We start from the raw sequence: 12720 nt of genomic DNA, 5'->3' as shown, positions 1-12720 counted from the left end.
TGAGGATTCCGATGTCACACCCTCTCGCAGAACGATTCGACGGCGCGGCCGAGATCCTCGCCGAGATCGACTCCCGCATCCCCGACACTCGTGACTACCTCGCCGAGACTCGGGCCACGATAGACGCGTACCACCCCAAGCGGCTGCAGCTGGTCGTCGCCGAGATCATCGACGAGACCGCCACCACCAAGACGTTCCGGCTACAGGCCCACGACCAGGCCGCGCTGCCACCGTTCCTGGCCGGTCAGTACGTCAACCTGTTCGTCGACGGCACCAGCCGCCCGTACGCCATCTCGTCGAGTCCCACCCGGCTGGATCACTACGACCTCACCGTGCGCCGGGTGCCGGGCGGCCGCATCAGCAACCTGCTCATCGACACCGTCCAGGTCGGTCAGGTGCTCACCAGCACAGGACCGATGGGCACCTTCCACTTCAACCCGCTCTTCCATGGCAACGATGTGGTCTTCCTCGCGGGCGGTTCCGGTGTCGCGCCCGCCATGAGCATGATCCGCGAGATCGCCGAGGCGGGCCTGGACCGCATCTTCCACCTGATCTACGGTTCCCGCGACGCAGGCGATGTCATCTTCCGTGCCGAGCTCGACGCCCTCGCCGCCGCGCACCCCGGCATCGACGTCGACCACGTCATCGCGGAGCCCGACGCCGAATGGATCGGCGCCACCGGCTTTCTCACCGCGGACACCATCCGCTCCCTCGCGGGCGCCCTCGACAATCGGATGGTCTATGTCTGCGGCCCCCAGGCCCTCTACCCCTACGCCCTCGCCCAGCTGACCGAGCTCGGCCAAGCGCGCAAGCGAATCCGCTTCGAGGCCAACGGCGCTCCGAACGACCCCACCGCTCAACCGCATTGGCCCGCCGGGGTGGATCCGGCCGGTGAGGTCACCGTCACCGTCGGCAGTGCCTCCTTCCGTACACCGCGCAACCGTCCGCTGCTGGACGCTTTGGAGGACAACAACCTTCGCCCCGAAGCGGCGTGCCGTTCCGGCGAATGCAGCCTGTGCCGGGTGCGCGTCGTGAAAGGCCAGGTGCACACCGCGGAGGAGGCCAAACTCCGCCTCTCCGACGCGCAGTTCGACTACACCCACTCCTGTGTCGCCTATCCGATCAGCGATGTGGAGCTCGACCTGTGACCTCGAGCGACACCAGCCCGAGCCACTACCGCAGCAATCTCCGCGATCTCGAATTCAACCTGTTCGAGGTCCTCGGCCTGGACGCACTGCTCGACGACGAGGCGTTCGGCGACCTCGACACCGGCACCGTGCGCGCCATGCTCGCCGAAATGCGCCGCGTGGCCGAAGGTCCGCTGAGCGCGTCGTTCGCCGCCGCCGACCGCGAGCCGCCGGTGTTCGACCCCGACACGCACTCGGTCACGCTGCCCGAGTCGTTCAAGCGCAGCTACCGGGCGCTGCGCGAGATCGGCTGGGAGAAGATCGGGGTTCCGGCGGAACTGGGCGGCACTCCCGTGCCGAGGGCGCTCTACTGGGCGCTGGCGGAGATGATCGTCGGCGCCCAGCCCGCCGCCTTCATCTACGCGCTCGGCCCGAGCATGGCCGCGCTGTTCCACCACGGCGGCGACGAGCAGCGGCGCATGGTGCGCGCCGCGGTCGACAACGGCTGGGGCGGCACCATGGTGCTCACCGAACCCGACGCCGGATCCGACGTCGGCGCGGCGCGCACCAAGGCGATCGCCCAACCCGACGGGTCCTGGCATCTCGAAGGGGTCAAGCGGTTCATCAGCTCGGGCGACTCCGACGATCTGTTCGACAACATCGCCCACCTGGTGCTGGCCCGTCCCGAAGGCGCGGGGCCCGGCACCAAGGGCCTGTCGCTGTTCTTCGTGCCGAAGTTCCATTTCGACCCGGAGACAGGCGAACTCGGTGAACGCAACGGCGTGTTCGTCACCGGCGTCGAACACAAGATGGGACTGAAGGTCTCGGCCACCTGCGAACTCACCTTCGGCGGGCACGGCATCCCGGCCAAGGGCTGGCTCATCGGGGAAAGGGACACCGGCATCGCGCAGATGTTCCGCATCATCGAGAACGCGCGAATGATGGTGGGCACCAAGGCCATCGCCACACTGTCCACGGGCTATCTGCACGCCCGCGACTACGCGCGCAGCCGGATACAGGGCGCCGATCTGCTCCGGATGGGCGACCCCACCGCGCCGCGCGTGCCCGTGATCGCCCATCCGGACGTCCGACGCTCGCTGATGCTCCAGAAGGCGTATGCCGAAGGGCTGCGCGCGGTGTACCTCTACACCGCGGCACACCAGGATCCACTGGTGGCCCAACGGGTTTCCGGCGCCGACGCGGATATCGCGGCGCGCGTCAACGACCTGCTGCTGCCGATCGTCAAGGGTGTCGGCTCCGAACGCGCCTATCAGTACCTCGGTGAATCGTTGCAAACCTTCGGCGGCTCGGGATATCTGCAGGACTACCCGCTCGAGCAATACATTCGCGACGCCAAGATCGACTCCGTCTACGAGGGCACCACCGCCATCCAGGCTCAGGACTTCTTCTACCGCAAGATCATTCGTGACAAGGGTGTGGCGTTGACGCACCTCGCGGGACAGATCCAGAAGTTCGTCGACAACGGCGCAAACGACTTCGCGTCCGAGCGAAAACTCTTGGAGACGGCCTTGCAGGACGTCCAGGCCATGGCCGGTGCCCTGACCGGACACCTCATGGCGGCACAGCAGGATCCGGCTCAGCTGTACCTCATCGGGCTCGGTTCGGTGCGATTCCTGCTCGCGGTCGGTGATCTGCTCATCGGCTGGCAACTGCTGCACCAGGCGGAGATCGCCGCCGCGGCCTTGGCCGGAGCGGGCACTGCGGGACCGGACGTGCCGTTCTATCGGGGCAAGATCGCGGCCGCGCGGTTCTTCGCCCGCACCGTGCTACCGATGCTGTCGGCCACCCGAGCCGTGCTGTCGAACCTCGACGGCGACGTGATGAAGCTCGGCGAAGCCGCCTTCTGAGCGAGCAGCCGTCGGTGGGTGGAGCGATCGGCTCCACCCACCGACGGCCGACGGGAAGTCCGTGACAGCCATCCTTTAGGCAAATAATTGAGTAAGTTACTATTTTGCCATGCTTGCCGACCATCCGCACCTGACGGCGCGTGCCGCATGACCGCCTATTCGCGATACGTTGCTCTCGGCGACAGCCAGACCGAAGGCGTCGGCGACGGCGATGACCGGACCGGAGTGCGCGGTCTGGCCGACCGACTCGCCGAACGGCTCGCCGCGATCGACCCGGACCTGCGCTACGCCAACCTCGCCGTCCGCGGCAAACTCGCCCATCAGGTGCACGCCGAACAACTCGACGCCGCACTGGCACTGCGCCCCGATCTGGCCACCGTGGTCGCGGGGTTCAACGACCTGCTGCGCCCCGGATTCGACGCCGACGAGGTCGCCGGGCACCTGGACGCCATGTTCGCGGCGCTCACCGCCCACGGCGCGGTCGTGGCCACGCTGACCTTCCCCGACGCCGCGCGAATCACCCCGCTCGCGCGCCCGATCAGCGCCAGAGTCACCGCCATGAACGACCGCATCCGCGCCTCCGCCGAACGGCACGGCGTCGTCGTCGCCGATACGACCCCCTACCCCGTCGTCACCGACCCCCGCCTGTGGAGCACGGATCGGCTGCACGCGGGCCCGCTCGGACATCAGCGCATCGCCGACGCCCTGGCCTACGCGCTGCGACTGCCCGGCGCCGACGACCGCTGGACCGAACCCCTGCACCCGCCGCTGCCCGCCCGCGGCACGCTGTCCACCGCGGCGAGCGAACTGCGCTGGGCGGCAACCTTTCTCGGGCCTTGGCTGGGCCGCAGGCTGACCGGGCGCTCGTCCGGCGACGGCCGCACCGCCAAACGCCCCGACCTGCTACCGGTTCGCGACCGCACGCACACCCTGGGCCCCGCGACCGCCGACCGACCCCGGCCGTGATCGAGGGCGGCGGCGACTTGGCCTGGCGATCACCGCCATCGGCGTCACCGCCCTCTCGGCACTGACGGCCCTCGGCACCGCGAGAGTCCTGGTCAACCTCGCCTTTTCATCGCGCTCGGCCTGCCGTCCGCCGGCGCGACTGTGCCGATCGAGGTATCCGTGCACCCCCGACGGAATCCGTGCGCCGTCGCGAGAATTGGTTGTCGATGGTCTACTCGTCTGCCTTTCGGGCGCGTGGTGGCGGCAGACGGAACAGCCCTTTGATCCTGCGCAGAGCCTCGCTGTCACCGCTCGCGGATGCGGCACCGGTTTCGACCGCCTCGGCGAGTGTGAGGCCCTGGCTGGTCAGGTCGAGAAACGCGGACTCACTGATGGTGATGACTGCGTCGGGGTACTGGGCGGGGCCGTGCAGCGTTTCGATCGTTCCGTCATCGACGCGGGCGTGGAAGACTTCGTCATCGATGCGGACCTCGTACACCGCGCGGAGTCCGACGGCGGCCTGCGGGTTGAAGCAGGCTCGCAGTCCGAGGACCGCCCAGCCCGGGTGGAACGTTTCGGCGGGGCGCGGTGCGCCCATCGCCCACTTCAGACCCCACCTGGCCAGCGCGAGGATCGCGGGCTCGAGTTCCTCGCCGGCGTCGGTCAGGGCGTATGCGGGGGTGCGGGCGGGCGGCGGGAGGGTGATCTTGTGGGCCAGCCCCTCGCGTTCGAGATGTTTCAGGCGGGCGGCGAGGAGACCGGTGCCGAGGCCGCGAAGGCTTGCCTGCAGGTCGCTGAATCGCTTGGGTCCGGTCAGCAGTTCGCGGATCAGCAGCAGCGTCCAGCGCTCGCCGACGAGATCGAGGGTGCGCGCGGTCGCGCAGTACTGGTTGTATGTTCGCTGATCCACTTCATCACTCTAAACTTCGCGCTTCTCGTTCTTGAATGACTGAGCTGCCTCCGCCCGCCGGCCTGGACGACAGGCGTCCTCGGTTCATGCACACCCGGTACGGACTGGTCACGTGTCGGCAGCAAGTAGCCGATCCTCCGCATTTTCGTTCCGCCACTAGGCATTTCCAAACATTGATCTATTGACTTCCTATTTTAGAAGTGAGAAGTTCTATTGCGTTACCTAGGAAGGGAGTTCAACGATGGCCACTGCGCTGTACACGGCTGGGGCACGCGTCACCGGCGGCAGGAACGGCAACGGGCGCACATCCGATGGGCGATTGGATCTGGACCTGCGCCAGCCCAAGGAACTGGGCGGAGATGGTGAGGGCACAAACCCCGAGCAACTCTTCGCGATCGGGTACGCCGCTTGTTTCGGCACAACACTGGCCCTGCTCGGGCAGCGCGGCAAGCTCGAGGCGAACGACGCACAGATCGACTCATCGGTCTCACTTGTCCCGATCGACGGCGGCCGCTTCGAACTCGGCGTCGAACTGCGGATCTCGCTACCCTCCGTCACCAGCGAGCAGGCGATCGAGCTGGTCGAGATGGCCCATCAGGTCTGCCCGTACTCCAACGCCACGCGCGGCAACATCGATGTGGCGCTGGTGGTCAACGGCACCCGGCTGTGATCAGGTCGGGCGCTGTGGCGGCCTCGATTATCGAGCTGAGGCGTCTTCGGTAGGAATCCGCTCGGCGGATCGATCTGGCACGGGTGTGAATCTCGGCCCGGTCACCGCGTGTAGCGGTGCTTGACTCCCACCGGGAAGTAATCCGGGTCGCCTGCCGGGCGCAGCTCGACGTGCGGCAGGTGACGCTCGGCGGGCACGTAGTTCGCGTATTCGCTGTTGTGCGTGAGCAATTCGTCACGGATCGCGACAGCGACGAGCCGGGTGCGGTCGGCGGTGTTCGGCTCGTCGGGCCCGAGCTCGACCGTGATGCGCAGCAGCCGGTCGCGGTCGGCGTCCTCCCACGCCTCCAGCACGAACTTCCCGGTGACCCAGTCGCTGATCTCCGCCCGCTCCAGCCCGAGCGACACCGTCTCCGGAAAGACGTTGGCGCCGAACACCGAGACGGCGTGGATGGCGCGGCCGAAGACGAAGACGAACGGCAGATCCGGGCCGGTCTCCTCCTCCGGTTCGAAGCCGTGCGCCTTGCAGAACTCCACCAGACGCTCGTGCGGGATGACGCCGCCGTCGTCGGCGATGTGATAGCGGATCAGCGGCACACCGGAATCGGCGGTGAACACCAGTGTGCCGTCGACGGTTTCGAAGTAGCGGTCGGCCGGGTTGTACTGCAAGAGGGTCGGCAGTCGCTCGCCGCCGAACAGTTCCCGCGCCGGACCCGGATGCTCGGCGAGGAACCGCCGGATGCGCACACTGAGCGGGGTTTCGTTGCCGAGCACGCCGCCGTCCGCGGTGCCGTAGAGCGCGGCGACGTCGCGGACCGGATCCAGCCCGGCGCGCTTGCCCATCAGATCGCGCCACTGCTCGCTGAACACCTCGCCCGCGCACACCAGCTTCAGCGCGAAGCGCGACCAGTCGACGCCGTCGTGCAGGCCGGTGTCGACAACGTCTTTGAGGAAAGGTGGATAACCGAACAGCACCACCTGGTCGAAGTGCGGACCGAGTTCCGGTACCACGCGCAGGATCTCGGCCTTGTTGTTGCCCGGTGCCACAATCGTCATGGCCAGTTCGGCGGCCAGCCCGCGCAGGCAGGACAGCGTGTAGAGACCGCCGACCCAGGTGCCGAGCGGGAAGCAGACCACCGCGAGGGTGCGCCGATGGGTGGCGTCGAAGCTGTGCACGAGAACCTGTTCGAAGCGCCGGGTCGCGGCCGCTTCGTCGGCGGCGGAACGGGGCCAGAAGGTGGGCGTCCCCGTCGAGCCGGACGACACCGCGATCAGATCGCACGCGCCGAGATCGCCGTCCCGGCACCGCTGCGGCAGCGGATAGCGGTGGTGGTAGTTCTCCTTGGTGATCAGCGGAACTCGCGCGAATCCCGCGGCGTCGGCGACCGACGCCGGGTCGATGCCGTGGCTGTCGAGGAAGGCGCGATAGGCTGGCACGGTCGTCGCCGTTCGCTGGAACAACGCCACGAGCCGCTGCTGCAGATCCGAATCCATCTCCGGCCCTTCCGCGAGGCGAAACCTGCGTCGGAGACCAACGTACCGCCGGACGCTGCCGCGCGTGGAGATCCACGCGGATCGCCGTCGTTCGCGCGCTCCGTGGTCGCGGCGGTCTGGCATGCCACGACATTGCTGTGGCGGCCGCCCGCTCCAGTCGCCGTGTTCCGCTCGTAGCGCTGATGTTTGCGGCGCCGAGAATTTGATCTTGATCACTCGCGAGATGAACGTCCGTCTGCGCCGAGGTAAGTCCTGCCGAATGCCCGATGAAATCGGGGTCGGGAGGCTTCTCCCCCGGACCTCGGGATGACTTACGTTCGGGCTCATACCGACCGGCCTTGATGTTGGGGAAATGCTTCGATGAACGATGTCTTCAAGACAGCACGGGTGATCGCCGCTGCGGACCACGCGATGACGGTAAGCAGGCACGGCCAGCATCTGATCCCGTGCGTGACGACGGAAACCTGTGGCGCCGAGGGAATTTCGGCGGCCATGATCACCATGGCGCCGGGCAAGGTGGCTTGGGCGCATTACCACGCCCACAGCGAGACCATCGTGCTGTGCCTGCAGGGGCGAGCGGCGACGCTGGTCGGCCCGGAACTGACGCCGCAGCTGCACGGTCCCGGCGAATTCCCCTACATCCCCGCGGGCGTCGTGCACGTGGCGGTGAACCTCAGCGACACCGAGGAATTGACGGCCGTCGACATCCGCACCGATCCGCTCTTCAGCGACGATCTGGTGCTGGCGCCGGAATCTGATATCGCGGCCGCCGACATCGCCGCGCGGTTGCGGCGGGAACTCGCCCCGGCACACGCGTGAGCGTCACCGTCGAACGAGGGGCGGCGGCCCCGAGCGGACAGATCGATGACCTCTTCGCCGCGCAGGCGCGCCATCCCACGGTGATCTCGTTCGGCGTAGGCGCGCCGGACCCCGCGCTGCTGCCCGCGTTCTGGTTCTACGCGCCCGACAGCACCGTCTACATCACGTCGCTGTCGAAAACCCTTGCCCCCGCGCTGCGCATCGGCATCACCGTGCTGCCGGATCAGCTCGTCGAACCGGTGCTGGCCCTGAAACAGGGCATCGACATGCAGACCTCGGTCCTCAACCAGGCGATCGCCGCCGAATTCCTCGACAGTGCAACGGCATCCGCGCATCTGGACCACATCATCGCCGTGTACGCCGCCGAAATGGACGCGGTCACGACCGCGCTGGAACGGCACTTCCCCGACGGCTTCTCCTGGACCGACCCGGACGGCGGCATGTTCGTCTGGATCGAGGGCCCCGCCGATTTCGACGCCGTGGCGCTCGCGCAGCCCGCGCGGGAGGCCGGGGTGGTCTTCATCCCCTCCCCGCCCAGCTCACCGGGCGCCGCTTCGACCCTTTCGTGCACTGACCGAACGGCAACAACCTCTTGGATCGACCAGGCCCCGGCACCGAGATGCGCTGAGACCCACGCGGATCGCCGCTTTCTCGCTATCTTCGAGAGGGGCTCGCCGTCAATTCGCGGTGGCCGCGGCGATACATCCGCCGGAGGACGTCGCGGAGGATCGGGGGACGACAGTGCGAGCGAATCGGTGCGGACTGGTGGCCGTGGTTGCGGCCGTGGGATTGCTGATCTCGGGCTGCGTGATCGGGCCGAGGGTGGATGGCCGGGCAACGCCTTCCCCCGCCCCGCTGCCCACACTGCAGGATTACGAGGCTCAGCGGATCGACTGGGCGCCGTGCGCCGGATACCCGGGCGCGGACTGCGGGGAGATCCGCGTGCCTGTCGACTACGACCACCCTGGAGTTGCGGCCATCGCCATGCCGCTGGTGCGTTTACGCGCCGCCAATCCCGCCCGGCGCCTCGGCGTGCTCACCAGCAACCCCGGCGGTCCCGGCGAATCCGGTTACGAGAACGTCCTTTCCGCGCTCGACCCGCGGGACACCGGTCTGCGCAAGTTCCGCATCCGCTACGACCTGGTCGGTTTCGACCCGCGCGGCGTCGGCCGGACCGCGCCTGTGCAGTGCCTGAGCGATCGCGCGATGGACGACTACCTGGCCACCGATTTCACCCCGGTCGACGACACGGGCCGCCGGTCGGTCGCCGAGGCGCACCGCCGCTACGCCACCGCGTGCCTGCGCAACACCGGCACCTTGCTCGGTTTCGTCGGCACCGAGTTCGTGGTGCGCGACATGGACATCATGCGTTCGGCGCTCGGCGAGGCGAAGCTGAATTTCTTCGGCTTCTCCTACGGCACCCGGATCGGGCAGCTGTACGCCGAGCGGTTCCCGGATCGGGTCGGTCGGATGGTGCTCGACTCCGTGGACGATCCGAGCCTGCCCACCGACCGGTGGGAGGCGCTCGACGTGTCCGGCACCCCGGCACCGGGCGAGCTCTCGCCGCGAGATCGCTTGGTGCGCACCATGCTCGACGCGTGCGCGCAGCGCACGGACTGCCCCGTCGGCAACGACGCGGACGCCGCCATGCGGCGGCTGCGTGACCTGATCGCCCGGGTGGACGCCGAGCCCATCCGCACCACCGACGACCGCAGAGTCGGCTCCAATCTGGCGCTGCTCGGCATCTTCCAGGCGACCTACGACGAACGCTACTGGCCGCGATTCGAGCGCGCGTTCGCCGACGCGCTGCGCGGTGACGGCACCGGGCTCGCCGAGCTGGCCGACCTCTACGTCGGCCGCGACCAGGGGCGCTACAGCTCGTCGGATCCGGCGTTCTGGGCCGTGGAATGCCTCGACGACGACCCGAACGCGTGGCGGTCCAAGTCCGAGGACGTGATCCTTGGGGAACTGGCGCGCGAGGCCGAATGGGTGGCCGGGCAGTCACCGCTGTTCGGCGCGAACCGCGTGTTCAGCACCCCGCTGTGCCTGTTCTGGCCGGTGCCGCCGACGCAGAAGTCACAGGGCGTGGACGCGGCGGGTGCGCCGCCCATCCTGCTGCTCAACAACAGCGGCGACCCGGCCACCCCGCTCGAAGACGCCGAGAACGTCGCCGCCACCCTGACCGACGCCGTGCTCGTGATCAACGAACACGACGGTCACATCGCCTTCGACAACGGTTCCTCCTGCGTGGACGCCATCGTCGTCGCCTACCTCTACGACGGCGTGCTGCCCCCGGACGGGACCCGTTGCACGAACTGACCGGGCCCGCGCGCACCTCCCCTTTCAGCGCTCCCGGCGGACTCGGTCCCGCCGCGCCCCTCTAGAGTCGATGGGTGACCTGGACCGTCGGTTTCGACCTCGACATGACGCTGATCGACTCGCGACCGGGAGTCTCTTTCGCCATCGACACCGTCGCCGCGGAATTCCAGCTGCCGCTGCGCGGCGCCGACTTCGTGCAGCGACTGGGCCCGCCGCTCGATCTGCTGCTGGCCGACGCGGGCGCCCCCGACGAGCTCATTCCCGCCCTCATCGCCCGCTACCGCGAGCTGTATCCGGACGTGGTGCCACGCATCCCCGCCATGCCCGGCGCGGCCGCGGCCCTGGCCGCGGTGGCCGCGCGCAGCGGACGGCTGATGGTGGTGACCGGCAAGTACCAGCCGCACGCGCAGCTCCATCTGGACGAGCTGGGCTGGCGGATCGACCACCTGGCGGGCGGGCTGTGGTCCACCGGCAAGGCCGAGGCGCTGCGCGCGCAAGGTGCGTCCGTCTACGTCGGCGATCACGCCGGTGACATGCGCGGCGCCAAAGCCGCCGACGCGTTCGCGGTGGGTGTCACCACCGGACCGTGCGACGCCGCCGAACTGCGCGCGGCGGGAGCCGACATCGTTCTCGGCGACCTGACCGAATTCCCGTCCTGGCTCACCGAATACGCGGCCGCCTGAGCGCGCGGCGGGTCAGTCGGCGGCGGTGATCTCGAGGTGCGGCCGGTGCCTGCGCATCGCCTCGGTGACCTGGAGCAGCGGGACCGAGAGCGAGGTCATGGGAATCGACGGCGCGGTGGCGATCGCCAACTCCTGATCCGGGTGTGTGAGTACCAGATCGATGGCGTCGCCGCTCGGGCAGCGGCGCACCCGGACGTGATCCACCATCGACCACGCGATCCGGCCGAACGCCCGGTGTTCCACGACCTCGTCGGTGATGACCAGATCCGGCCTGCGCCGCAGCCCGGACCACGCCATCTCGGCGCCGATCGCAAGGAAGACCAGTGCGCCGATCTTCCCCGCGATCACCGCCGTGCCGGTCACGATCGCGACCACGCAGATCACGGCGAGCATCAGGCAGGCGGCCGCTACTCCCAGCGTCGTCCGCATCGATCGGAACACCGTGTCCGGCCGTCGCGACTTCCGCACATGCATGCGCGCATCCTAGCGGTGCCTCACCAAGGGACCGGCCCGCGCCGGTCGAAGAACCCGCCCGTGGGTCCGCCCGGTTCGCCGGAGGCCAGGCGCACGACGGCGTCGGTGCCTTCGGCAACGGTCTGCACGCCCGTGTTGTTGTTCAAATCCGTTGCGGTATAGCCGGGATCGACCGCGTTGACCCGGAAATCGGGCAGCGCCCGCGCGTACTGGGAGGTGATCGCGTTGAGCGCGGACTTCGACGACGGGTAGGGCAGGCCGAGCAGAGTGGATTCCAGCCGGGTGGGATCGGAAGTCAGGGTCAGCGATCCAATGCCGCTGGAGACCATGACGATTCGCGGGTGCGGCGACGCGCGCAGCAGCGGCAGAAAGGCGTGGGTCACCTCGACGACGCCGAAGACGTTGGTCTCGAACACTTCTCGGAAGTCGGCGGCCACGCAGTCCGGCGGGGCGGCGAGAGTGCCGCCGATCGCCGCGTTGTTGACGAGCACGTCCAAGTGGTCGGCGCGCTCGCGGACCGACTCGACGGCGGCGGCTACGGAGGACGCCGTCACGTCCAGCTCGACGAATTCGACGTCGAGACCCGATTCGGCAAGCTCGGTCGCCGCCCGCTCGCCGCGCTCGGCGTCCCTTGCGCCGAGGAAGACGCGCCATCCGAGTCCGGCCAGCCTGCGCACCGTCTCCCGGCCCAATCCCTTGTTGGCCCCGGTGACCAGGGCGATCGTGGTGGATTTCACGATCCGAGCGTGTCCGCGCGGCGCGCTGCGCGCCAGGACCGCCATGTCCTGGGATCGGCCGTACCACCCCGCCGCCGCCGATGTCCGGCATCATCGGGTCATGGACCGCATCGAGCTCGCCGCGTTGTTGCGGCAGGCGCGCGCTGGCGTGGGACCGCGCGATGTCGGTCTGCCCGTCGGCGTGCGACGGCAGGTGCCAGGGCTGCGGCGCGAGGAGGTGGCGCTGCTGGCCGGGGTGAGATGTCGGTTACACACTCCCCAAATGCCCGCGTATGGGGAGGGAGACGACGATGTCACCTCCCCGTACTCCCTACAGCAGCCCCATGATTCGGCGCGGCGAGAGCGCGGATCGTGGTTGATCGGTTGGGCAGTGGTCGAACCGCCAACATCGGTCCGCGGACCCGGGACACGGGGTCCGGCGCGGACGGATGTCCCCAGATCGGTCTTCGACCACATTGCTACCACCAAGTCAGGTGCTCAGCTCGTGACGCGATCCACCCATGCGTACTGGCAATCGGCTAACGGTCCGCCGAGCGGCAACGGCTCGAACCGGCGGCACGTTCACATCTGGGACAGCGCACTTGATTCACGTTGGTTCTGTGACCACGCGGTGATGTTCGTACCAAATTCCAGGGACGGTCGATCCGTCCGGCAAAGGCTGCGGTCGCCGATCCT

The 12720-nt window shown here is 68.4% G+C and carries 11 protein-coding genes and 1 pseudogene; 8 read left to right on the top strand and 4 right to left on the bottom strand.

Going from position 1 to position 12720, the window contains the following annotated elements; all coding sequences use genetic code 11:
• Positions 1 to 11: 11 nt before the first annotated feature.
• From AC3ERS_RS08975 to AC3ERS_RS08965, 3 genes are all read left to right on the top strand, one after another.
• Entirely contained in the window at positions 12 to 1148 is a 1137-nt protein-coding gene (locus AC3ERS_RS08975) for an FAD-binding oxidoreductase (protein WP_431965444.1), read from the top strand.
• Positions 1145 to 2995, top strand: a complete 1851-nt coding sequence (locus tag AC3ERS_RS08970) for an acyl-CoA dehydrogenase (protein WP_431965442.1) — start codon at positions 1145 to 1147, stop codon at positions 2993 to 2995. The genes AC3ERS_RS08975 and AC3ERS_RS08970 overlap by 4 nt, the downstream gene beginning before the upstream one ends.
• Positions 2996 to 3142: 147 nt before the next feature.
• Positions 3143 to 3961, top strand: a complete 819-nt coding sequence (locus AC3ERS_RS08965) for an SGNH/GDSL hydrolase family protein (RefSeq protein ID WP_431965440.1) — start codon at positions 3143 to 3145, stop codon at positions 3959 to 3961.
• Between the two features lie 211 nt (positions 3962 to 4172).
• Here AC3ERS_RS08965 and AC3ERS_RS08960 read toward each other — a convergent pair whose 3' ends face one another.
• A complete protein-coding gene (locus tag AC3ERS_RS08960) occupies positions 4173 to 4850 on the bottom strand; it encodes a winged helix-turn-helix transcriptional regulator (protein WP_431965438.1) in 678 nt (225 codons plus the stop codon).
• A gap of 241 nt (positions 4851 to 5091) precedes the next feature.
• Between AC3ERS_RS08960 and AC3ERS_RS08955 the strand changes: the two genes are divergently transcribed.
• The gene (locus tag AC3ERS_RS08955; protein ID WP_431965436.1) at positions 5092 to 5520 is read left to right on the top strand and encodes an organic hydroperoxide resistance protein; all 429 of its coding nucleotides are present in this window, start codon (positions 5092 to 5094) and stop codon (positions 5518 to 5520) included.
• A gap of 101 nt (positions 5521 to 5621) precedes the next feature.
• Here AC3ERS_RS08955 and AC3ERS_RS08950 read toward each other — a convergent pair whose 3' ends face one another.
• The gene (locus AC3ERS_RS08950) at positions 5622 to 7013 is read right to left on the bottom strand and encodes a phenylacetate--CoA ligase family protein (RefSeq protein ID WP_431965434.1); all 1392 of its coding nucleotides are present in this window, start codon (positions 7011 to 7013) and stop codon (positions 5622 to 5624) included.
• Between the two features lie 360 nt (positions 7014 to 7373).
• On the opposite strand from AC3ERS_RS08950, the gene AC3ERS_RS08945 reads away from it, so the two are divergent.
• The 4 genes and pseudogenes from AC3ERS_RS08945 (at position 7374) to AC3ERS_RS08930 (ending at position 10834) form a co-directional block, all read left to right on the top strand.
• Positions 7374 to 7832, top strand: a complete 459-nt coding sequence (locus AC3ERS_RS08945) for a cupin domain-containing protein (protein ID WP_431965432.1) — start codon at positions 7374 to 7376, stop codon at positions 7830 to 7832.
• Positions 7829 to 8359, top strand: a pseudogene (locus AC3ERS_RS08940) (aminotransferase class I/II-fold pyridoxal phosphate-dependent enzyme); the annotation flags it as partial. The gene AC3ERS_RS08945 and the pseudogene AC3ERS_RS08940, both read left to right, overlap by 4 nt.
• Before the next feature lie 238 nt (positions 8360 to 8597).
• Complete coding sequence (locus AC3ERS_RS08935) at positions 8598 to 10151, top strand: alpha/beta hydrolase (RefSeq protein ID WP_431965430.1); 1554 nt, start codon at positions 8598 to 8600, stop codon at positions 10149 to 10151.
• A 74-nt stretch (positions 10152 to 10225) separates the two neighbouring features.
• Positions 10226 to 10834, top strand: a complete 609-nt coding sequence (locus AC3ERS_RS08930) for an HAD family hydrolase (RefSeq protein ID WP_431965428.1) — start codon at positions 10226 to 10228, stop codon at positions 10832 to 10834.
• Between the two features lie 12 nt (positions 10835 to 10846).
• Here AC3ERS_RS08930 and AC3ERS_RS08925 read toward each other — a convergent pair whose 3' ends face one another.
• Complete coding sequence (locus tag AC3ERS_RS08925) at positions 10847 to 11308, bottom strand: hypothetical protein (RefSeq protein WP_431965426.1); 462 nt, start codon at positions 11306 to 11308, stop codon at positions 10847 to 10849.
• Positions 11309 to 11328: 20 nt separating this feature from the next.
• Entirely contained in the window at positions 11329 to 12045 is a 717-nt protein-coding gene (locus AC3ERS_RS08920) for an SDR family oxidoreductase (RefSeq protein WP_431965424.1), read from the bottom strand.
• Positions 12046 to 12720 lie beyond the last annotated feature (675 nt).

This window comes from Nocardia sp. bgisy134 (assembly GCF_057708325.1).
Note: the sequence above shows the minus strand (reverse complement) of the source record. Positions and strands in the feature narration are given on the sequence as shown.